This is a genomic window from Streptomyces sp. NPDC126497 (genome assembly GCF_040302425.1).
In the GTDB taxonomy this organism is placed as follows: Bacteria; Actinomycetota; Actinomycetes; order Streptomycetales; family Streptomycetaceae; genus Streptomyces.
The window spans coordinates 39,923-61,194 of the sequence record NZ_JBEORT010000004.1 but is presented as its reverse complement, the minus strand read 5'-3'; the positions used below and the strand labels follow the sequence as shown (position 1 = coordinate 61,194).

The following is a 21,272-nucleotide window of genomic DNA, read 5'->3' as shown; positions in this document are numbered from 1 at the left end:
GCGGCGTGCCCTGGCCGCCCACCTCGCAGGCGAGGCCCTGCCCGAAGCGTGGATGGAGGAGATCACCGTCCCCGGCGAGGACGACGAGGACGAGCAGCGCACCTACACCAAGCTCCTGACCGCCATCGGCGACTACCGACGCCGTCACCACCACGCCGGCCCCGACATCCTGGGCCCGCGCCCGGCGGGCCTGGACGGCGAGGAATGGGACCACCTCACCGCCGCCATCGACCTCTACACCCACGCCCGCGTCCAACGCCGCCTGGAACAGTTGCGCGCCCGCACCGCCGCCGCCTGCGCCACCCTCCTGCCCCCCACCTCACCCCTGCACCCCCGACCACCGAACGACGCCCCCGGCCCGGCCGACGCCCCTCAGGACGCTGACCTGACGTCCTCGGCCGGGGTCCGAACGGTGTCCCGGCTGGTGACGGTGCCGTGGTCACCATTCGCACCACCGGCCCAGTTCGTCCGGCGCCCCTGTCCGGATGAAGGCGTTCACGAGGACCCACGCGCGATCGACCGTCAGGACGAAGTCGCCGCTGAAGGCAGCCGAATCGTCCATCACCGGGACGTCGACCATGGCATCCGCCGCGACGCTGCCGTCCCCGACGAGCAGGAACGACCGCTCTGCATCGTCGAACAGATGGATGACCGCCCGGTCACCTCGAAAGCCAAGAGTCAGCCAGGGGAACTCACTACCGGACGGCCGGACCTCAAGGTGCCCCTGACCGCGGGAGCGCAGTTCGGCGAAGTGCTCCGCCAGCTCCCTGAGGACCGAATCCCTCTCCACGACGCAGTGCCCTCCCGACGGCTCCAGTGCCGTCGCCGTTCACGTCACGCGCATCCCCGCTCCTCCACCCCCGGGCCGCCTCTGCTTCACCGCCCCTCTGAATAGTGCCCGCCCGCGACCGCTGCCCGCGGCCGTCCGCGGGACGGGACGCCGCACCGGCCGACCGATTCACCACCTCGAACCCGCGCCGCTCCCGACAGGAAAATGCTGCACGGCCGACGGGCGGGTATCCCATAGTGAACCGACACCCTTCGACCCACCAGGAACGGACGGCCGTGACCACCGCCTACAGCGAAACTCCCACCGAGCGCGTCCCCGGACGGGCCTGGACCGTCCGGCTCACCGGACACAGCGACCGCACCGCCACCGTCTCCTGCAGCACACCCGCCTGCCGGATGCCGCCCCGCTCCAAGGACCTCGCCGCCTTGCGCGCGTTCGCCGCCCGGCATGCCGCCGCCCACGCCAAGGCCGCCACCGTCCGCCCCCACGCCTGGTGCCACTGCGGTTTCCAGCGCTGCGCCGCCCACCCGGAGACGACAACGCACTGCGCGGGCGCCGTGCTGCTCATCCTGCGCCACGATCCGACCGTCGGACGCGTCTGGAGCGTTGAGGAGGTCTGCGAAACCTGCGCCCCGCTTCTGGCGCACGCCACCGTCCTGGCCCGCGCCGCCCAGCCGCGGCGCCGCACCGACCGGCCCGCCGCCGTGGTACCGGCCGCCCGGCCGGGCGTTCCGGGCGGCTTTTCCTCACCTGCGGCCGGGCCTGCCGAGGCCGACAGCCGTACCACACCGGCACGACGCTCCTCTCGCCGCGCACCACAGCGCACCCGCGGCCGGCGCCCGGGCCAGAGCCGCTGACCTTCGGGCCGCGCGGTGAGGCGCACCGCCGGCCCTGCTCTCACCTCACAGGCGCCTCACCGCGGTGCGTCTCACCGGGTGGGCGCGCTCGAAGGTGCGCCGGCCGCGCATGTCTTGTCGGGAAGCTGCCGCACGCAGACGCGCGGGGCCCCGTGCGCGGGCGGGGATATACGGAAGGCGTAACAGCCCTCCACCACGGTCTCGTGCACGAAGATGAACGTCCTTGGCGGTCCAAGGCCGAGCATCTCCGCGATGACGGTGACCGATTCCCCCTGCCTTCTGATGTCGACCAGTCCCTTGGCCGGCTTCCCGGGAGGGAAGATCTGGACGATCTCCGCATCGTGCAGGACCCCGTCAGCCGCGGCCCGGACGAGGCGCTGCTGGCGTGCTTCCACGTTGGCCCGCAGGTCCGCGCGGGCCTTGGCCTCGTCACGCGCTGGTCGAGTCGCCACCCAGATCCAGGCGCTGACGACGGTCACGAGCAAAAGGACACACAGGGTCAGACACCCGTTGAATAAGCAGCCGCCGGCGGTGCCGGTCTGGACCTGCGGTCTTCTCGCCATGCACGCAGCCTCCGGCACGAGCACGCCCGCACGCGGGGCGCGCTGCCGAACCGTGACGACAACGAGCCGTCGAGGTGACAGGCGATGCGGTCCCTCACCGGAGAACCAGCCGGAACTCGAAGATCGAGCGTCAGGCTGAGCCGGAGCGGCCGCCTGCAAAGCGTCGCAAGCCGGCTCGACCACGCGCCGCCTAGCTCTGTCCATGACAACGGGTTCCGGCGCGAGTTGTGTGACGCGGGCGCACGTTCAACGACGGCGCTGTGCCTAGGAGATGTGGTCGTCGGCGCGTTCGTCCTCGGGCGTCCGTCGGAGACGCCACGCACCGAAGCCGACCCCAAGAGCCCCGCCCATGAGAGCTGCCGCTCCTGCCCACACGCCGCTGGGCGAGAGCGCCGCAGCGAGCAAGCCGGCCAACAGGGCGCCAACCAGCAGGTACATGACGACGATAAAGCACGCAGCGAGGTAGCGATTCCTCAGAGGCGTCATGCCACCTTGCACGAGGTCCTCCTGTCCCCTTCGGCTGGTTCCCTTCTCGCATGTCCCCGAACGTTCACGACAATCCGGCTCACGGGGTCCAGCGGATCCGAGCCGGCGGCACCCAGCCGGGCCAATACGTCCGCCTCCCCCAGGCCCCGGACCGCTGTCACGCAGAACCACTCGTCCCCAGCACATCGAACGACGTGGAAGCCATGACGGCCCGCACCCTCCTGGGAGGCATCTGCCTGGCGACCGCCAACGCTGCGACACATACCTGGACTCCCGGTGACGAACGCTGACACCATGAAACCGGCAAGGGGCTGGTAGCCGATCCTCCGGTTCCCGGGCCGCAACAGACCGCTTCGCTTCGGATCCCCGTCCGCCGGGCCAGCTGGGCCGAACCCTCCTCCGACTCGACAGCAGGCCGACGGGACGGCATGAAGCGCTCCGGGTCCGTTGGATCAGTCAATTCTCCAGCAACCCGACTCCGTCAGACCCGGGGCGGACCACCTACGCACCCGCATCCTCGGCGGAGTGATCAACGAGTACCGATATGCGGCTTGACCAGCAGCGAGGACTCTCCAAGCGGCACAGGCTGGGTGAAGGTGCCGGCGGAGGCGCCCACTTGGGGTGTCGCGGGCCGAGTGCGGCAGTCCGTCCTTCAGGTGCGCAGGAAGTCGGCATGGCGGGCGTGGGGTCCGGCCGTCTTCCGGCCGACGACGGTGGAGAGCACGCTGCGGTGGAGCCGGGCTCCCTGCCGGTCGCACCGGAGCCGGTACGGCACTCGGTTCGACGGTCCGGTCGGCGTCCAGCCGTGCGTGGACGTCGAGCGGTACGTCTTCACGGAGTCCGTCTTCACGGAGTCCGTCGAGAAGGTGGCTCTCCCGGCACCGCACCCGGCTGCACGTGCGACTCCGTGTTTCACTTCCGAACCCCGAGTATCTGGTTGGTATTAATCATTTGTAGATTGAATGTAAATCGGGGCCCATGAGGATGCCTGTGCCGTCTGATCACAGACTGCTACGCCAAGAGGAAAGGCATACTCATGAGATACGGCAGAACCAGCCTGTGGGCTGCGGGTTCGGCCCTGGCCGCGGCGATGGCGCTCGTCGGCACCCTCGCCCCGGGCGCCAGCGCCGAGCAGCAGCGCGACGGTAACAGCGAGAAGAGCGTCCCGATCTCACAGGCTGTCGGCGCCGACAACCTACGGAAGATGAACGAGCAGCGACCCCTCGTCGCCGCTGCGAGCATCCTGGCCAAGGCCCAGGAGCGGGGCCACTACGGGGGCTACACGGGCATCGGCCTTCAGGAAGACCACGTCACCCTGTGGTGGAAGGGCGACCTGCCCGAGCCCGTACAGCGGGCCGCGGAGCGGGCCCGCAGAACCGCCCCCGTGCACATCGTCGCCGCGGACCACTCGTTGGCCGAACTCAAGGACGCCTCCGAGCTGTTACAAGCCCGGCTGGAGAAGGACCCCTCGCTCGGTCACAGCGTCAAGATCCCCACTGACGGCAGCGGACTGGTCCTGGCACAGGACGCCACCCGCGCAGCACGCACCGCCTCCGTCGCGCAGGACCACAGCACGGTCGACCGGATCGCCGGCGTGTCCGTGAAGACGATCAGCGAAGAGCCTCTCCAGGAACGCTCGCGTGTGAACGACGGTGCGCCGTGGTCGGGCGGAGCGCAGATAAACTTCAATGGCGGGGCGTGCACGGCCGGGTTCGGTGTGCGTGACGCAAGCGCGACCTACCTGCTCACCGCTGAGCACTGCGGTCGGAGCGGCAATCGGTTCACCAACCCGCAGGGCACCTACATCGGCACCTCCACCAAGTCCAGTGACGCCCACGACGTGATGCTCATCCCCACGAACTCCGACAACTTCATGTACACCGGGGGACCCGACAGCGACGCGGGCGTGCGGGTCGACGGCTGGGACCACGTCTTCCCGGGTGAGTACCTGTGCCAGTCCGGAATCACCAGCGCACGGGCCACGGGCGGCCCGGTCTGCAACATGAAGGTCCTCTTCTTCTACAACGACTCCGAAGACCTGGTGGAGGCGGAGCAGATGGACGGCCGGGAGGCGGCCCGCAGCGGTGACAGCGGCGGCCCGATCTACACCGCCTCGGCCGCCGGCGGCGCGATCGCCAAGGGCACGGTGACCCGTAGTGCGGGGGCGCGCCTGGGCTTCCAGGACTTCTACACGGCCACGCGGGACTTCGGCATCTGGATCAACAGGTAGATCCGTCCTCGCGGCCCGTGCCAGGGCCCGCCCGGCGTCCTCGGCGGCCGTGAAGGTCGGGAGGACGCCGGCTTCCGTTGGCTGATCAGCGGCCTGGCCGCATTCAGGCGCTTGTTGTAGGCGGACTGCTGGGGCAGGTAGCGGAACAGGTGCCTCAGCCGGGCATGTGCGAAGCGGATCCAGTGGCGAGCCGAGGGGAAACCGAGCAGGACCTGGGCGACCGCGAGGCACAACAGTTCGGCGTCCGTCAGTTTCGGGGGTCGCCCGATCCGGCGACGGGGAGCCACATGGTCGTCGATGAACACGTACAGTGCCACCAGAAGGGCGTCCAGGTTCGTGTTCACACACTGACCAATGGGCGCCCTTCGCCATAGTCGCGGCCGGCACAAACATCGGACTCACCCATCCAGGCTCTCGCACGCGGCAATGAAGGAACGGGAGACAAACACCGCACCTTGGTCGACCACCACCGTCTCCGGCATGATCACCGACCGGGCCGCTGCCCCTTCCAGCCGCGCATCCAACGACACCAACCGCTCACAGGGGATGACTGACCGGGACATCGCCAGCGCCGTCTCCCACCCCGGGCGCATCCGCATGGGCGTGACCATCTGCGCCGGCAGCACCGCCGCATCCACCGATCTCGTGCCCACCGGACGCACGACCGCAGCACAGATACTGCGCGTTGCCACGTCCAACGTGATCGACAACTCAACCGACCCCGTCACCCCGTCGGCGAGCACCACCAGCACATCCAGCGGCGTACTGTCCAGCATCACCAGCTCACCCGGCCGCAGCGCCACGGTCGGGGTGAAGGGAGGGGCCGCCCGCGACGTGCGCTGCTGCTGCGCCGCCGACCCCAGCAGCCCGTGGCCGTCGGCGAGCGCGTGCGCCAGCCGGTTGAACGTCGTCACCGGCTGCAGCTCCACCGCGCCGGGACCGTGGGCTTCCTCCAGAATCCACCCGACCATGCGCCGCAGCCGGCTCAGCGTGCCACTGGAGCGTTCCCGCTGCTCCTCCAGCACCTGAATGACCGCAGCGACCACACGCTCATCGGCCCGTCCCACCGCAGAACGCCTGCGCGCCGTGCGCTGGTCGACCAGCCCCCACAGCCCCTTCTCGCGGTAACGGGCCCGCATCCGCCGCACGGTCACCGCACTCGTCGGCTGCCCCGCCGCGGTCAACTCCGCTGCCTTGGCCTCCTCCCGTTCCGCCATAGTCCGATGCGCCGGATCGAACTCCGTCCGCGGCACACCGCCCTGCCCCGGCACAGGAAAGCCGGTCTCCACCTCGAGCACGTGCCGCTCCCAGGCCTCAGCACGCTCGCGCGCCTGCGCAGGCAGTTCCTCCAGGAGGCCGAACGGAGGCACGTGGCGGCGGGATGCTCCTACGAGGTCGAAGTCAGGAGCAGCGAACAGATGGTTCACCAGCACCGTTGCCGTGGAGTTCTCCGAACCGACCAGCCGTACACGGGCCCTTCGAGCATCACCACCGTCCAAGAGCGGTCCTCGAACCGCACCTGGCTCCCCACCTCAAGGACTGCCGCCGTCACGCAGACGCCCAATCGCCCGGGCCTGCTGTCACGGTCACCCGTTCATGCAAGGGCTCGTTCAGCGGGGCTGGCAGTGCCCCGGTCCATAGGGCGTGGAAGAGGGCCGGGAGAAGCCTCATGGTGTCCCCGAGGTCACGCGCCCCTTCGATCAGCGGCCGAGGACGGGCAAAGGCCCGCACCGCCCCCTCCATGAGCTCGGTGTCCCGGTAGCGAGGGTGCCGGTATCCCGACAGCCGGCTCAGGTTGGCAGCGACAACCGGTTCGGGAGGCGAGGCGACCCTGTACTGCCATCCCACCGCACGTGCCGCCGCCGCCATGACGTCAGCACGGTGTGCAAGCCGGGGAGAGATCTCCCCTCGTCCGGCGCAGTCGAGCAGCAGACCGCCGCCGTCGCCGAACCGTGCCATCAGATGCGGCGTATGCGACAGCACGGTCCCATCAGATTCCCGCCAGGACAGCTCTACAGGGCGGCATGCCATCGCCATGACCGAAGGATCATGGTCCAGCAGCATCACCTGGGTGCGCATGACACCCGACCCGTAGTGCACCGGTCGCCCGGTGGTAGCCGACCACCACCAGCCCGGCGCGAAACGACGGCCAGGACCCACGGGAAAAGGCCGCACAGGGCCGCGGTCCTCCAAAGCGACACCGCGCGACGTCCCGCCAGCGCATCAGCCGCTCGTCCCCCACGGGATCGACGAAGCGCGCCATCAGGTGATTGCCGGTCTCGTCCGCGAACTCCCCGCCTGCTCTGCAGCCTCGTTGCCTCACGTCTGACAGCCAAGTGCATGCCAGACGGCCGAGGGTGCGATCCGGCTGCTCCCGCCCTGAACGGGTGAACGCACCGCGATCCGCCGCCGAAGACGGAGACCCCAGTGAACCTCTTTCATCCTGTGCTGGAGGGTGAAATGGGCTGGTCAGCGGGTGTCGTGACGAGGCAGGGCCCCTCGTCGTTGGCGTGGTGATTCCACTCAGCACACCGGCGACCGGAGGGGCCCTGTTGGTTCCGTCTCCTGCTACGCTCGACGTCCCGCACGAGCTCGTCGAACATGTTGCCTGGCTGCTGTACGAACACCGCCGGGCCCGCAACACACGCCGGCGCAAACTCGGCTGCTTCCCTCAGGCGTTGCTCACGCTGGTCCATCTACGTAAGAACGAGACGTTCTCGCAGCTCGGAGCAGGTTTCGGGATATCCCAGGCCACCGCCTGGCGATACGTGGACGAGGCCCTGGACGTTCTGGTCTCCTGGGCGCCCGGCCTCCACGAAGCCCTCACCGGTCTCGGTGAGGGCGACCACGTCATCGTTGACGGCATCCTGATTCCCACCGACCGGATCCGCGCGGACGAGCCGTACTACTCGATGAAGCACCGCAAGCACGGCATGAACGTGCAGGTCACCGCCCGTCCCGACGGCACCTTGCTGTGGTTCTCCCGCGCGACGCCGGGCAGGACCCATGACCTGACCGCAGCCCGTGCCCACGGCACCGTCCAGGCCTGCCTGACCCGGCAGATCCTCGTCCTCGCGGACCGCGCCTACCAGGGCGCCGGCGCCGCCTTCCGCACCCCCTACTACCACCACAGCGAACAACCCGAGCACTACCAGCAGTTCAACCGCGACCACCCGACTGAGAGCCCCTGGCGAACGCGCCTTCGCGCAGTTGAAATCCTGGCGGCTGCTCCGACGAGCCGGATGCTCCACACGCCGCATCGGCACCATCGTCCAAGCCGTTCACACACTGCTGATCTGCAACTATTCAGAATGAAAAAGGTTCATTGATCATGTTCTGGACACCCGTGCGGGTGGCTGTTCCCCGGCGCGGTGCGGAGGCGTGCCGTCGAGCAGGCGCGGAGCCGACCGCGCGGTGGAGTCGTGACGTACCGGTGTCCTGCCCCACCCCCGTGCGTGGTCACCGCGAGCCTTCCGGTGCCGCGTGGGTCCGCGACCTGATCCGTGGTGCCGGCAGGATCGCCACCGGCGACGGCCTCGCGGGGCGCGGCGCCCGCCGTCGGCCGGGGTGTGTTCCGGAGGGTCCCCCTTGGCAACGTGGTGCGGCCGGCGAGCGAACGGGACCTTGTGTCGCCTTCCGTTCATCTCGCCAGGGTTTGGATGCAACCAGGTGTCATTCAGAGTTAGTTGAGTGAGTCGTGAGCCGACGGAGCGGCCGTCCGGCCCGGTGCCGTGCACGGATGACCGGCCGGCGGCACCGGCGGCACCGACGACATCGCACCGTCCGCCCCCACCTTCGACAAGGAGCAGTGCTCATGCCGCGTCAGCATGAACCCCGGGCCGGTGAGACGACGCCTTCCCTGGCCGTCCGCCGCGCGGTCGCCGTACCCGTGCCGGGCGAGGATCCCGGCGCGGACCTGAGACCGCGCACGCCGGAGTCCGCCCCGGCTCCCGACTCCGCCGCCGATCCGGACGCCTCGGTGTCGACGGTGTCGTCCTCCGAGCCCGCTCCCGGGCGGAGCACCCGATGGGGCTTCCGGTCCACCACCGAGGAACCGGCGGCAGCCGAGCAGGAGGAGGAACGGCAGGAGAAAGAGCGGCAGCCGGAGGAACAGCGGCGGCAGGCGGCGGAGCCCGGCGAAGCGGGAGCCGGGGTGGTGGCCGGTGCGGTCGCGGCCGGGAACGGTGACGGCGGGAAGGCGGACGCGGACGCCGCCGGGACGGGGCCGGGACGTCTGCGCGGGCCCATGGTGGCCGCGGCCGCCATCATCGGGGCGGTGCTGATCTGCGTACCGCTGTTGGTACTCGGACTGAACCGTGAGGACGAGCGCACGGTCGAGACGGCTCCCGCCGGCGGAACGACGCTCGACCCCGGTACGTCCGACGGCATCCCGGCCGTCGACTACCAGGCCGCGTCCCCGTCCCCCTCGGCGTCGCCGAGCGGATCCGAGTCCGCGTCCGGCTCACCGGCCGAGTCCGAGTCCGAGGCCGAGCCCGAGCCCGAGCCCGAGCCCGAGTCCAAGTCCAAGTCCAAGTCTGCGCCGCCCCGTTCGGCCGAGGTGAAGGGGGCCGAGGCACCGGAGAGGAGCGCGGCGAGCGCCGTCCAGCGACTGGCCGCGGAGGATCCGGGCGGACGACACATCTGCTACCGGGTCCATGTGGCGGGTCGGGGCTGGAGCGATGCGGTGTGCGACGGCGGGACAGCGGGCACGGCGGGCTCGGGGGCACCGATCACGGCCGTCAACATCGCCGTGTCCGGAACCAGGGGCACGTCCGGCGGTGCCTTCGTCCACGACCCCGCGTCGACCAACGGCGAGGGACACTTCCCCGAGCCGTGGTCGAACGCCGTCGACGGCATCGACAACTACGTCGGCAGTACCGAGAAGGACGCCCCGCACATGCTGGGGTTCACCATCAACGTCGACGGTGGCGCCGGCGCCGTCTGCCAGTCCTCCTACGTCCACGACGACGCCTGGCTCGGCCTGGCGTGCGACGAGCCCGGGACCGGATACGACTTCACCTACGCCGGCACCCACGACAACGAGTCGTGGATCGAGGCGGTCCGGCTCACGGTGTGATCCGGGCCGTCCGCGGGGGCCCGGCAAAGGTCTGGAGGGCACATGCCGTTCAGCCCGTTGACACAGGAGCGCGACAACGGGGCATTCGGGACAGGGAACCTCTTTCATCCTGAATAGTTGCAGAAGGTGGCGCCGGCGCCCTGGTAGGCGCGGTCCGCGAGGACGAGGATCTGCCGGGTCAGGCAGGCCTGGACGATGCCGTGGGCACGGGCTGCGGTCAGGTCATGGGTCCTGTCCGGCGTCGCGCGGGAGAACCACAGCGGGGTGCCGTCGGGGCGGGTGATGACCTGCACGTTCATGCCGTGACCGGGCCTTGCGCCGCGACGCTCGCCCTGCCGAGGAGCCACAGACCCACCTCGCAGCAGCTGCTTGACATAGGAGCAAGCGGACGTGACCCACGTTGGCTGAGTTGGTGGGATGATCTTCTGGTTGATCATGCGGAGGGGTTGTCCGTGGACAGCGCGTCGCCGTCGTACAAGGGGCACCGGTACCCGGTCGAGGTCATCTCCCATTGCGTGCGGCTGTACTTCCGCTTCCCGCTGTCGTTTTGGGAGGTCGAGGAGCTGATGCTTGGACGCGGTGTGGTCGTCTCGTACGAGACGGTCCGGCGGTGGTGCGCCGAGTTCGGGCAGGCCTATGCGAACGGACTGCGCCACCGCCGGCCGAGGCCCGGGGGCAGATGGCATCTGGACGAGGTGTTCGTGAAGATCAACGGAGAGCGGAAGTACCTGTGGCGGGCCGTCGACCAGGACGGCACCGTGCTGGACATCCTCGTGCAGAACCGGCGGGACACGGCCGCCGCCAGGCGCTTCTTCCGCAGGCTGCTGAAGAGGACCGGTGCGGTGCCGCGGGCGGTCGTCATCGACAAGCTGCATTTCTACGGCGCCGCCCACCGCGAGGTCATGCCCTCGGTCGAGTACCGCTCCCACAAGGGCCTGAACAACCGGGCCGAGAACAGCCACCAGCCCACCCGGCAACACGAACGCGCCATGAAAGGCTTCCGCAGCACCGGCGGGGCGCAGCGGTTCCGGGCCGCGTTCAGCGGCATCTCACCCCATTTCAGACCCCGCCGACACCTGATGACCGCACACGACTACCGCGCCGAGACGACCGTCCGCTTCGCCATCTGGGACCAGGTCACCGGCGTCGTCGGCCTGCCCACCGAGGCCTGAGCCCGGAACCGGAACCCGGCTCCACCACACACGACATACCGTCAGGCACTCGCACACTCAACAACGTGACGGCGCTCCCGTACGTGCCTCGTCCCCACGGGACGAGGCACGTACGGGATCCGGCTCAGAGGCCGATGGTGCCCGGGCCCGCGCCACGCATCACGGCGTCCTTGACGGTCCGGGGGTCGTCGACGGTGTAGTCGTAGTAGTCCGCCGGGTCCTCGACGCTGCCGCCCGTGACCGGCTCACCGGTGTCGCCGACGAAAACGTTGTTCCGTTCGACGATGTTGCCCTCCGGCCCCGAATAGCTGTTGGTCATGGGCTCTTCGACGTCGTCGAAGTGGTTGCCCTCGATGAAGCAGCCGGAGTCCGCGTTGCAGGCGGGGCCGGTGTCGCTGTTGTCGAGGAAGTAGTTGTTGTAGATGTGCACGGGGTCGCCGAAGCGGGTGCGCGGATTGCGCTGCGGGGTGCGGTCGTACCAGTTGTGGTGGTAGGTCACCTTCAGCCGGCCGGTGTCCTGGGCGCTGTTCTTGTCGGAGTGGCCCAGCAGCATGTTCTTGGCGTGGTGGTGGGTGTGGTTCCAGGAGACGGTGATGTAGCTGGAGCCCCGCTTGATGTCGAGCAGCCCGTCGTATCCGGCGGACAGGTCGTTGTGGTCGATCCAGATGTGGTGCGAGAACATCTGGATGTTGATGGAGTCGTCACTGGCGTTCTTGAACGTCAGGTTGCGGACGATGACGTTGTGCACGGCGTTCGCGGGCGGTGCGGTGACGTTGTCGCTCGCCGGGAGGCCGATGTTGAGGCCGCCGCCGGTGATGCCGGAACTCGCGCCGACGCCGACGATCGTCTTGTCGGAGCTGACGTCGTACATGCCTGCGGGCAGCGTGATCATGCCGTCGACGCGGACGGTGCGCGGGCCCTCGGCCCTGACGGCGGCGATGAGGTCGGCGGCGGTGGAGACGGTCACGGTCGGTCCGCCCGCGCCGCCGGTGGTCCCCTTCTGGCCCCATGCGTCGACGCTCGCGAATCCGGTGGGTGCCGACTCCGCCAGTGGGGCAGGGGCCGCAGGGGCGGGTGAGGGGGCGGCGGCCGTGGCGGTCAGTGCGGCCAGGGCCGTGAGGAGGAGAGTGTTTCCGCGGTGCATCGTGTGCCTCCTGGTCAGGCGATCCTGCCGACACCGACGCCGGCCGGGACGGTGGTGGGGATGGTCGACGGGGCGTCGAGGGTGTACGTGTAGAAGGTGCGCGGCTCGATCACCGTGCCCAGCGTCTGGGGCGCCCCGGAACCGACGTAGAGGTTGTTCCGCTCGACCACCCGGCCGGGTCCGCTGTCGTCGTAGCCGGAGTAGATGGGGTGGGCGACGTTCTCGAAGTAGTTGCCCTCCACCAGCACGCCCGCGTCCTCGGTGGAGGCCACGCCGTAGAGGGTGTTGTTCCGGTAGTAGTTGTTGTAGACGTGCACCGGCTCGGCGAACCGGACGCGCGGGTGGCGCTGGTCGGTGCCGTCGAAGAAGTTGTGGTGGTACGTCACGCGCAGCCTGCCCCGGTCGGCGGTGTAGCTGTCGTTGTGGCCGAGCAGACACGTCTTGCTGTGGTCGTGGAAGTGGTTCCAGGAGACGGTGACGTAGTCCGACTCCCGCTTGATGTCGAGCAGTCCGTCGTAGCCCTGCGAGAAGTCGCAGTGGTCGATCCACACGTGGTGGGCGCGGTTGGTGACGCTGACGGAGTCGTCGGAGGCGCGGGTGAAACGGATGTTGCGGATGATGACATTGTTGCCGGGCCTGGTCGTGGAGCCGAGTTGGAGACCACCGCCGGTGATCTCGGCGGCGGAGCCGACGCCGAGGATCGACTTGTCGGCCACCACGGTGATCATGCCGTCGATCTCGATGCGGCCGGAAACCAGTATGGTCCAGGGGGAGTTGCGGCCCGCGTAGTTGGCGAGCTGGGCGCCGGTGGTCACCGTGACGGTGGGCCCGGCGACACCGCCCGTGGTGCCGGTCAGACCGAGCGCGCTGACGCTCGCGAAGCCGTCGGCGCTCTGTGCCGCCGTGGTGGCGAGCAGGCCCGGGACGGTGGCGGCCCGGGCGCGCGGGGCCGCGCCGACGGCCAACAGGGCGGCGGCCGCGGTGGCGGTGGTGCCCGTGAGCAGGCCGCGGCGGGTGATCGGTGGAATTTCTGACACGAGGACTCCTTCAGATCCGGCCGGCGCCGGCACCGGCGGGAACGATGGCGGGGAGGTCTACGGGGTCGTCGAGGGTGTACGCGTAGTAGGTGCGTGGTTCGACGACGGTGCCGAGCGTCTCGGGCTGTCCGCAGCGCACGTAGAGGTTGTTCCGTTCCACCACCCGGCCGGGTCCGCTCTCGTCGTAGCCGGAGTAGATGGGGTGGGCGACGTCCTCGAAGTAGTTGCCCTCCACCAGCACGCCCGCGTCCTCGGTGGACGCCACGCCGTAGAGGGTGTTGTTCCGGTAGTAGTTGTTGTAGACGTGCACGGGTTCGCCGAAGCGGACGCGTGGATGGCGCTGGGCCGTGCCGTCGAAGAAGTTGTGGTGGAAGCTGACCCGCAGCCTGCCTCGGTCCTGACTGCCGTTGGCGTCCGAGTGACCGATCAGCATGGTCTTGCTGTGGTCCTGGAAGTGGTTCCAGGAGACGGTCACGCAGTCCGCGCCGCGCACGATGTCGATCAGACCGTCCGCGCCCGTGCTGAAGGTGCAGTGGTCGATCCAGATGTGGTGCGAGGACTGCTGGATGCTGAGGGAGTCGTCCTCGGCACCGGTGAATCGCAGGTTCCGGATGATGACGTTCTGCCTGCGGTACATGTCCAGGCCGCCGCCGGTGATCTCCGCGTCGGTGCCCAGACCGATGATGGTCTTGTTCGAGCGGACGCCCTGCTTGCTGCTGATGCGCAGGGTGCCCGAGACCTGAACCACGTAGGGCTCGTTGCGGTCGCAGTAGTCCAGGAACGTGTCGGCGTCGGTGACGGTGACCACCGGGCCGCCCGCGCCGCCGGTGGTGCCGGACAGGCCCAGCGCGGGGACGCCCGCGAAGCCGTCGGCGGTCTGCGCCGCCAGGGCGGCTCGCGCCCGCCGTACGGCAGCGGGCGCGGCGGCCCACGCGCGCCCGCCCGTGCCGGTGGCCGGCAGGGCGGCGACGGCCGCGGTGGCGGCGGTGCCCACGAACAGGCCGCGGCGGGTGAGGGAGGGGAGGTTCCTCATCGTTGTCTCCGTTCCTCAGATCTTTCCGACGCCGGCGCCGGCCGGGACGACGGTCGGGACCTCGGCCGCCCGGTGCGGGGTGTAGGGGTAGTACGTGCGCGGCTCGACGACCGAACCCCGCGTCTCAACGGGGTGGTTGCACTCGACGAGGACGTTGTCGCGCGCGACCAGGCGGCCGAGGTCACCGCTGAAGTCCACGCGGGCGGGGTTGTTGACGCTGTGGAAGTAGTTGCCTTCCAGGACCACCCCGGCGTCCATGGCGGAGGCGACGCCGTAACTGTTGTCGCGGTAGTAGTTGTTGTAGACGTGCACCGGCTCGGCGAACCGGACGCGGGGATTGCGCTGGTCGGAGGCGTCGAAGTAGTTGTGGTGGTAGGTGACGCGCAGCCGTCCGCGGTCCTGTGCGGCGTTGTCGTCGTCGTGTCCGAGCAGCAGGGTCTTGTCGTGGTCGTGGAAGTGGTTCCAGGAGACGGTGACGAAGTCCGAGCCGCGCTTGATGTCCACGGCGCCGTCGTCGCCGTCGGAGAAGTCGTTGTGGTCAATCCAGATGTGGTGCGAGAACATCTGGACGTTGATCAGGTCGTCCGTGGCGCCGTCGAACGACAGGTTGCGGATGATGATGTTGTGCACCGTGTCAGCAGGGGGCGAGGTGACGGCGTCACTCGCCGGGAGGCCGATGTGCAGCCCGCCGCCGGTCAACCGGGCGGTGCTTCCCAGGCCGACGATGGTCTTGTCCGAGGCGACCGGGTGCATGCCGTCGCGGGAGCCGGTGGGCAGCGTGATCGTGCCACTGACCTGCACGACCAGGGGTTCGGGGCGGGAGATGTAGTCGAGGAACTGTGCGGTGGTGGCGGCGGTGACGACCGAGCCGCCCGTGCCGCCAGTGGTGCCGTTCTGCCCCAGTGCGCTGACACCCGCGAAGCCGTCGGCGGTCGTGGCGGAGGAGGAGGGAGGGGCGGAAAGGGCCGCGGTGGGGGAGGGGGAGCCGAACGGCGGGATGGTGAGGGCGGAGGCGATCAGCGCGGCGGCGATCAGTCCGGCTCGAGACGCGCGGCGTCTGAATAATCGCATGAGAGATAGCCCTTTCTGTACCGTCTTTCGGACGTGCCGAAGATGACGTTCCTTAACGGGCTGTACTGAGCGAATGACGACTCTCTTGAGAGCAAGCGCTTTCTGTGGAAAGTAGGGGCCTTGTCCTGGGCGCGTCAACAGGCGTGCACGCATGTGAAAGCGGACGTTCTCAACAGGAGCAGACAGGAGCGTGCGTGAGTGAACAGACGTCACACCCGTGGCGGCAGTCCGTGTCCGTACGGCCCGGCCACCCCGGCTTCCGGCAGGGCGCACCGGAGTGCCGCAACAGGTCGTCGCTGTCGCTGGTTCGGATGCCGGCTGATCGCCGTCCCGGTCTCGTCGCGTCGGGTGATGACGGCCCGGTCGCCGCCGTCGTACGCGGCCGCCAGGTTCACTTCCGGGGCGAAACGACGGCGGGGCACCGTCCGCAGCGCGTCGCGGACGGGCTCGGACGGGGCCCAGCCGCCGTCGACCACCGTCTGGGCCATCACCTGGCGCAGCCGGACGGCCTCACCCGGCTCACCCGGCCGGGCGCCGTTCGGGCTGGTGGCCCGCTGGCTGCCGTCGGTGCCGAACTGGAGTCGGAAGACCGCCGGTGCACCGGCCCGCCCGCCACCGGCCGGCGACATCCTGGATCTCCGCCCAGATGTCCCGCGGCCCCGAAGTCGTCACGTCCCACCGGCGGTGGCCGACAGCCCGCACGCGCATCCACGACCGGCACTCGGGCGCGCCGATCGTCAGGTTCTCGGCGCCGAAGTCGCGCACCAGGCCCGGATACAGGTGGTCCAGGGCCTTCCGTAGGGCGCGGATCGGGGAGCGGGCGAGGACGACGAGCGGGATCAGGAGCAGGAGGGTTCCGGCAGTCAGGGCGGGCCGGACACCGATCCACGTGCCCAAGGCGCCGGCGAGGAGCGCGGCCACGGGCCGGACGCCGGACGTCAGACAGGTGCTCACCACTTGCATCCGCGCCTGCATCCCGGTCGTGGTGACGATCTGGCGGATTGATCGCTGGGTGGTGCCCGCGGCACCGGCGCGGGCGAGTTGCAGGAAGAGCGCCGCACCGATCGTGATCTGCCAGGTAAGGCGGGGGGAGGCGAGCAGCAGCAGGAGCTGGGTGAGCGGGGTGACCGCGAGCGCGGCCAGCCCGCCACAGCGAGGTGTCGGCGGCAGAGGGGGGGCTCAGTGCAGGGCGGCACGGGGCACCTCCCTCGGCTCCGCCAGGAGCCCCCGCAGCACGTACCCGGGCTCGGCCTGGGCCAGCGGGCCGGGTCCGCTACCGGTGGATGTGCTCACCCTTCTCACCAGCCCAACTGAGAATAAATGGGGAGGCCTTCGGCGATCGCGGTGATGGCCGTGCGGGTATAGGAGACGATCGGGTCCGGCAGCTCGTCCCGCGGCCACCACTGCCAGGTCAGGCACTTGTCGGACTCGCGCACCTTGGGGGTGCCCTCCCAACGGCGAGCTCGGAGGACGAGCTGCATCAGGGGCAGGCTGCCCGAGGTGCCGCCGACGTGGACAACGTGTACGAGCTCCACGTCGGCGGGGTCGATGACCAGCCCTGCTTCCTCCCACGCCTCGCGAAGCAGGCACGCGAGGGCGGACTCCCGCTCGCACCGCCCGGCGAGGTAGTGCCAGGTACCGCCCGGGTATTTCGAGTCGGGGTGACGCAGGCCGAGAAGCACCCGGCCTTCGGCGTCTTCGAGGTGGAGGTGGACTCCGATGCCGTTCAGTACGGTCCGGCTGCCCCCGTCCCACACAGCGGGGGCCGCGACCGGCTTGTTGTCCGGGAGGTTCTCGGCCGCGTGCTGGTGCATCAGGTCCCGGTGGCGGGGCTTACAGGCCATCTCAATTGGCGAAGACGCCGCCCGTGGGAGTGCGGCGCAGGCGCGAGGGCTTGACCGTGATGTGAGACTTTCAGCATGGACATGGGGCGTGAGTCGCGGTGGGAGAAGGACGCGATGACGGTGGAGATCGTCTTCGCCCTGGTGACTGCCGCCGTGCTGGCTGGGTTGATTTTCGCCGTCGCCTGGACTCTCGCCCTGACCCTTGACCTCTCTGGATCGGCAGAGAGACACGTACTCGCGGGGGGCGTGCTGCTCGGAGCGATGGCCGGAGTGTGGCGTCTTGTGCGGGTGTTGCTTCGGTTCGACAAGCAGCGCCACTTGGGCCGCTGACCACGGATCTTTCCATCAGGGCCGGTAGCCTCCCAGCGCGGGGATCGTTGAGCGGCTGGTGCCGGATGAGCTGTGGGAGCTGTTCCAGCGGGTGGTTCCGGAGGCGCCGTCACGACCGCAGGGAGGCGGCCGGCGCCGTCACGGCGACCGTGAGGTGCTGGCTGCGATCGCGTTCGTGGCGACCTCGGACTGCACGTGGCAGCAGTTGCCGGCGGCGTCCTTCGGGCCGTCCGGCGCGACGGCCCACCGCAGGTTTACTGAGTGGACGAAGGCCAGAGTCCGGGCCAGGCTGCACCGCCTGGTCCTCGACGAACTCGGTGCCCGTGGCGACCTGGACTGGTCGCGGTGTGCGATCGACTCGGTGAACATGCGGGCCCTGAAAAAGGGGGACCTGACGGGTCAGAATCCTGTTGACCGGGGCAAGCTCGGCTCGAAGATCCACCTGATCACCGAGCGGACCGGTCTGCCCCTGTCCGTCGGCATCTCGGGTGCCAAGGTCCACGACAGCCGGGCCCTGATCCCGCTCGTGAAGGGCATACCCCGATCCGGTCCCGTCGAGGACCCCGTCGGCGCAGGCCCGCCAAGCTCCACGCCGACAAGGGCTATGACTACCGCCACCGGCGGCAATGGCTGTCACGGCGCGGCATCCAGCACCGCATTGCCCGCAAGGGCGTTGAGACCTCACAGCGACTCGGCCGGCACACTCCCATGACACGTCCCCCGGCGTCCGCCCTCACCTTCAGAGCCTCCCGCTGGTCAGCAGAACAGAGGTGCAACCGGCCTCCGAGTGCTCACCCCCACCCAGATGAACAGCAGTTGCATCGACTAACCTTGTTCCTTAACTACCAAGATCTTCCGGTCTTGCCGATCGCCTTGAGGGTCTCGGGGAGTTTGACGGTCCTGCCGACGTCGTAGCGGGGTGCCCGGTGTCTCTTCCTGGCGCCGGGTGGCCGTCCGGGGCCGGCGCCGCGGGGTTTGGGAACACGGGCCGGGCAGGCGAGGTGAGCGCGGATGTTCCTGAACTCCCGGCCGACCCGGGCGGGGGTGAGCCGGCCGGAGACGGTGGGCCTCTCCCAGGGCCGGCGGAGGTCCACGGCGACGTGGGCGCGGGCGATGGAGTGCAGCATCCGCAGCCCTCCGGCGGTCTTCGACAGCACGTCCAGCAGGTTCACCGGCTCGTCCGGAAAGACGCACTGCCACTGCCGCGGTCGGTGTCCTCCTTCGATCCGCGGTCCCGGGTGATGTAGCCGTCGAGGATCGCGGTGGTCCCGCCGAGCACGGTCAGCTCCACCACCGCGCCCACGCTCACCGCGCGGGCGCCCCCCGAGCCGTTGTCCCACGACGTTCGCGAAGACCGCGACCGCGGCGTTCAGGGCCGGGAAGACGGTGACGCGTGCGCCTCGCATCGTGGGAGTGAAAGGGTGCGCGGGACGGCCGGGACAGGAGTACTCGTGTTCGATGGGCCCCTTACCATGGCGCGGGGCAGCGGACGTGCAAGAAGGTGCCGATCCCGGCCGGCAGCCTGCCCGGTCGGCAGGACCGTCTGTACATGCGGGATGCCCGGCCGAACTCTTCTCAAGGACGAATCAGAACCATGCGCGTGCTCCTGGTCGAGGACGAAGAAGATCTGCGGTATGTGATTGCGGCGGGGCTGAGGGACGCCGGGTACGCCGTCGACGCCGTACCCGACTGGCCCGACGCGGACGTCATGCTCGACCTCGTGCCCTACAGCTGTGTGGTGCTCGACCGCATGGTTCCGTCCGGGGACACGCTGTACCCGCTCCAGGAGCGCCGCCGCCGTGGATGGAGCACGCCGGTGCTGTGCCTCACGGCCCTGAACGAGGTTCCGGACCGTGTAGACGGCTTCCGTTCCGGAGCCGACGATTATCTGGCGAAACCGTTCGCCATGGTGGAACTGGTACTGCGCGTCGGCAGTCTTGTCCGCCGCGCCCCGCAGCGGCTGCCCGTTCACCTGAGTCACGCCGACGTCGAGCTGGACGAGGCCCGACGCGAGGTGCGCCGCGCCGGAGTCCTGCTGTATCTGACTCCCAAGGAATACGCGGTCCTGCGCCAGTTCCTGCTGCACCGTGACGAGGTTCTCACCCGCACCACGCTGATCGAACGCTGCTGGGACGAGATGGCCGACCCGGTCTCGAACGTCGTCGACGCGGTCGTGGCGGGTCTGCGGCGCAAGCTCGGCCCTCCTCCCCTGATCCGTACTGTGCGCGGCCACGGGTTCCGGCTCGCGGACGGCGCGGAACAGTCATGACGGGCGGCGCCGAGGACAGCGGCCGGCGCCTGCGGCCCGCAACGGCCCGCAGGCGTCTGGTGCGTCTGCAACGGCGGCTGACCCTGGCCTACACGCTGATCACACTGGCCGGGGTGGGAGCGCTGTGCTGGCTGGTGATCCGCACCGACGGACGGTCCTGGCAGGCCGCCGAGTACGAGGAGATGCGCCGCCGGGCGGCGGTGACGGCATCACTGCTCTACTACACCGACGCCGGGCTCCAGCTCGACGGCCTGTACGACGACGAGGCGACCAGCGGCCGTCCCCAGGTGCTCGTGCTCCAGGCACGGGGCGACGAGATGCGGCGTGTGTTCGTCTCACGCGGTGCCGCAGCGGACGCCCGGCCCGACACGGTCACCCGGGTGGCGCGTACGGCGATGGCACGCGACGACACCGTACGCGCGAAGGGCCGTACGCGTGCGGGACATCCGGTGTACCTGCTGGCGCTGCCCTTCTACCACGACGTCACGCAGAAGACGTCGGGTGCCGTGGTCGTGGTCGGCGATCCCGCGAAGGGCCAGGCTGAACACCGCCGACTGGTGGTCGCGGTGCTGTCCGGTTCCGGTCTCCTGGTGCTGTTGGCGGCCGTGACCGGCCACGTGCTGTCCGGACGGAGTCTGCGTCCCGCGGCGGAGGCACTCGACGCGCAGGAGCGGCTGCTCGCCGACGCGGCACACGAACTGCGCACTCCCGTGGCCGTGATGCGCGCCTCGGTGGACCTGGCGGACGCCGACCCGGACGGGCTGCGCCTGCACCTGCCGCGCCTGCGACGGGCCACGGACCGCATGACGGGCGTTGTCGACAACATCCTCACCCGCGGCCGGGTCCAGGCGGGGAACGCCTTCCATCCCGTCCCGCTGCGTCTGGATCAGCTCGTGGAGCAGGTCTGCGAGGAATTGCCGCCCTCCCGGCACACGGTGACACCGCACCTCGAGCCGTCGGTGGTGACGGCCGATCCGGAACTGGTGCGGACCGCGGTGCACAACCTGCTCGTGAACGCGCTGCGGCACGGGCGTACCCCTGGCGACCCGCAGGCCAGGGCCGAGGTGGACGTCACGGTCGGCGGCGCAGCCGTGACGGTGGCCGACCGGGGCGTCGGGGTCGACCCGGACGCCCTGTCCGGCCTGCTCGTCCGCTTTCGCTCCCCCGGCGGCGGCACCGGCATCGGCCTGTCGCTGGTGCAGGAGGTCGCGGCTGCGCACGGCGGGAACATCACCGTACGGCGGCGGCCCGGCGGCGGGGCTGCTTTCGTCCTCACGCTGGAGCCGGCGCAGCGATCGGCAAGATGCCGCTGGGCACCGCGACGGTCCCCGGACCGGAATCCCGCCTCATGAAATCCTCACGGTCCGCG

At 69.7% G+C, this 21,272-nt stretch carries 19 protein-coding genes and 5 pseudogenes; 10 read left to right on the top strand and 14 right to left on the bottom strand.

Features of this window, described 5'->3' with window-relative positions; all coding sequences use genetic code 11:
* Window positions 1-52: 52 nt before the first annotated feature.
* Together ABTY20_RS03820 and ABTY20_RS03815 are read left to right on the top strand one after the other, a co-directional pair.
* Window positions 53-895 carry a hypothetical protein gene (locus ABTY20_RS03820; protein ID WP_351995401.1) on the top strand — a complete coding sequence of 281 codons (843 nt, stop codon included), beginning with the start codon at window positions 53-55 and terminating at the stop codon, window positions 893-895.
* A 170-nt stretch (window positions 896-1,065) separates the two neighbouring features.
* The gene (locus ABTY20_RS03815) at window positions 1,066-1,647 is read left to right on the top strand and encodes a hypothetical protein (protein ID WP_351995400.1); all 582 of its coding nucleotides are present in this window, start codon (window positions 1,066-1,068) and stop codon (window positions 1,645-1,647) included.
* A 71-nt stretch (window positions 1,648-1,718) separates the two neighbouring features.
* Here ABTY20_RS03815 and ABTY20_RS03810 read toward each other — a convergent pair whose 3' ends face one another.
* Both ABTY20_RS03810 and ABTY20_RS03805 read right to left on the bottom strand, forming a co-directional pair.
* Window positions 1,719-2,126: a hypothetical protein gene (locus ABTY20_RS03810; RefSeq protein ID WP_351995399.1), complete on the bottom strand. Its 408-nt coding sequence runs from the start codon at window positions 2,124-2,126 to the stop codon at window positions 1,719-1,721.
* A 1,222-nt stretch (window positions 2,127-3,348) separates the two neighbouring features.
* Window positions 3,349-3,546: a hypothetical protein gene (locus ABTY20_RS03805; protein WP_351995398.1), complete on the bottom strand. Its 198-nt coding sequence runs from the start codon at window positions 3,544-3,546 to the stop codon at window positions 3,349-3,351.
* A gap of 186 nt (window positions 3,547-3,732) precedes the next feature.
* On the opposite strand from ABTY20_RS03805, the gene ABTY20_RS03800 reads away from it, so the two are divergent.
* On the top strand, window positions 3,733-4,926 hold the full coding sequence (locus ABTY20_RS03800) for a trypsin-like serine protease (RefSeq protein ID WP_351995397.1): 1,194 nt from the start codon (window positions 3,733-3,735) through the stop codon (window positions 4,924-4,926).
* 56 nt (window positions 4,927-4,982) lie between these two features.
* On the opposite strand, the pseudogene ABTY20_RS03795 reads toward ABTY20_RS03800, so the two are convergent.
* From ABTY20_RS03795 to ABTY20_RS03785, 3 genes and pseudogenes are all read right to left on the bottom strand, one after another.
* Window positions 4,983-5,270 (bottom strand): annotated as a pseudogene (locus ABTY20_RS03795) (IS982 family transposase); the annotation flags it as partial.
* Between the two features lie 54 nt (window positions 5,271-5,324).
* Window positions 5,325-6,353 (bottom strand): helix-turn-helix domain-containing protein, encoded by a 1,029-nt coding sequence (locus ABTY20_RS03790; RefSeq protein ID WP_351995395.1) that lies wholly within the window; start codon window positions 6,351-6,353, stop codon window positions 5,325-5,327.
* Window positions 6,354-6,474: 121 nt separating this feature from the next.
* Window positions 6,475-7,086 (bottom strand): TnsA-like heteromeric transposase endonuclease subunit, encoded by a 612-nt coding sequence (locus tag ABTY20_RS03785; protein WP_502991735.1) that lies wholly within the window; start codon window positions 7,084-7,086, stop codon window positions 6,475-6,477.
* A 350-nt stretch (window positions 7,087-7,436) separates the two neighbouring features.
* On the opposite strand from ABTY20_RS03785, the pseudogene ABTY20_RS03780 reads away from it, so the two are divergent.
* Window positions 7,437-8,241: pseudogene (locus ABTY20_RS03780) on the top strand (transposase family protein).
* A 499-nt stretch (window positions 8,242-8,740) separates the two neighbouring features.
* A complete protein-coding gene (locus ABTY20_RS03775) occupies window positions 8,741-10,003 on the top strand; it encodes a hypothetical protein (RefSeq protein WP_351995393.1) in 1,263 nt (420 codons plus the stop codon).
* A 125-nt stretch (window positions 10,004-10,128) separates the two neighbouring features.
* Here ABTY20_RS03775 and ABTY20_RS03770 read toward each other — a convergent pair.
* Window positions 10,129-10,308: pseudogene (locus ABTY20_RS03770) on the bottom strand (transposase family protein); the annotation flags it as partial.
* 147 nt (window positions 10,309-10,455) lie between these two features.
* On the opposite strand from ABTY20_RS03770, the gene ABTY20_RS03765 reads away from it, so the two are divergent.
* Entirely contained in the window at window positions 10,456-11,175 is a 720-nt protein-coding gene (locus tag ABTY20_RS03765) for an IS6 family transposase (RefSeq protein WP_351995392.1), read from the top strand.
* Between the two features lie 124 nt (window positions 11,176-11,299).
* Here the strand turns inward: ABTY20_RS03765 and ABTY20_RS03760 are convergent, their stop codons facing one another.
* The 6 genes from ABTY20_RS03760 to ABTY20_RS03735 form a co-directional block, all read right to left on the bottom strand.
* Window positions 11,300-12,319: a pectate lyase family protein gene (locus ABTY20_RS03760; protein WP_351995391.1), complete on the bottom strand. Its 1,020-nt coding sequence runs from the start codon at window positions 12,317-12,319 to the stop codon at window positions 11,300-11,302.
* A gap of 14 nt (window positions 12,320-12,333) precedes the next feature.
* Complete coding sequence (locus tag ABTY20_RS03755; RefSeq protein ID WP_351995390.1) at window positions 12,334-13,356, bottom strand: pectate lyase family protein; 1,023 nt, start codon at window positions 13,354-13,356, stop codon at window positions 12,334-12,336.
* 10 nt (window positions 13,357-13,366) lie between these two features.
* Window positions 13,367-14,389 (bottom strand): pectate lyase family protein, encoded by a 1,023-nt coding sequence (locus tag ABTY20_RS03750; protein WP_351995389.1) that lies wholly within the window; start codon window positions 14,387-14,389, stop codon window positions 13,367-13,369.
* Window positions 14,390-14,404: 15 nt separating this feature from the next.
* Entirely contained in the window at window positions 14,405-15,460 is a 1,056-nt protein-coding gene (locus tag ABTY20_RS03745) for a pectate lyase family protein (protein ID WP_351995388.1), read from the bottom strand.
* Window positions 15,461-15,669: 209 nt separating this feature from the next.
* The gene (locus ABTY20_RS03740) at window positions 15,670-16,089 is read right to left on the bottom strand and encodes a hypothetical protein (protein WP_351995387.1); all 420 of its coding nucleotides are present in this window, start codon (window positions 16,087-16,089) and stop codon (window positions 15,670-15,672) included.
* A 669-nt stretch (window positions 16,090-16,758) separates the two neighbouring features.
* A complete protein-coding gene (locus ABTY20_RS03735) occupies window positions 16,759-17,304 on the bottom strand; it encodes an NUDIX domain-containing protein (protein ID WP_351995386.1) in 546 nt (181 codons plus the stop codon).
* 75 nt (window positions 17,305-17,379) lie between these two features.
* Between ABTY20_RS03735 and ABTY20_RS03730 the strand changes: the two genes are divergently transcribed.
* Together ABTY20_RS03730 and ABTY20_RS03725 are read left to right on the top strand one after the other, a co-directional pair.
* Entirely contained in the window at window positions 17,380-17,634 is a 255-nt protein-coding gene (locus ABTY20_RS03730; protein ID WP_351995385.1) for a DUF6332 family protein, read from the top strand.
* A gap of 43 nt (window positions 17,635-17,677) precedes the next feature.
* Window positions 17,678-18,336, top strand: a pseudogene (locus tag ABTY20_RS03725) (IS5 family transposase); the annotation flags it as partial.
* Between the two features lie 140 nt (window positions 18,337-18,476).
* On the opposite strand, the pseudogene ABTY20_RS03720 reads toward ABTY20_RS03725, so the two are convergent.
* Together ABTY20_RS03720 and ABTY20_RS03715 are read right to left on the bottom strand one after the other, a co-directional pair.
* Window positions 18,477-18,734: pseudogene (locus tag ABTY20_RS03720) on the bottom strand (NF041680 family putative transposase); the annotation flags it as partial.
* Between the two features lie 68 nt (window positions 18,735-18,802).
* Window positions 18,803-18,943, bottom strand: coding sequence for a hypothetical protein (locus ABTY20_RS03715; RefSeq protein WP_351995384.1), 141 nt, complete (start codon window positions 18,941-18,943; stop codon window positions 18,803-18,805).
* Between the two features lie 285 nt (window positions 18,944-19,228).
* Here ABTY20_RS03715 and ABTY20_RS03710 point away from each other — a divergent pair, with 285 nt between their 5' ends.
* Together ABTY20_RS03710 and ABTY20_RS03705 are read left to right on the top strand one after the other, a co-directional pair.
* A complete protein-coding gene (locus ABTY20_RS03710) occupies window positions 19,229-19,903 on the top strand; it encodes a response regulator transcription factor (protein WP_351995383.1) in 675 nt (224 codons plus the stop codon).
* Window positions 19,900-21,255: a sensor histidine kinase gene (locus tag ABTY20_RS03705; protein WP_351995382.1), complete on the top strand. Its 1,356-nt coding sequence runs from the start codon at window positions 19,900-19,902 to the stop codon at window positions 21,253-21,255. Before ABTY20_RS03710 ends, ABTY20_RS03705 begins: the two co-directional genes overlap by 4 nt.
* Window positions 21,256-21,272 lie beyond the last annotated feature (17 nt).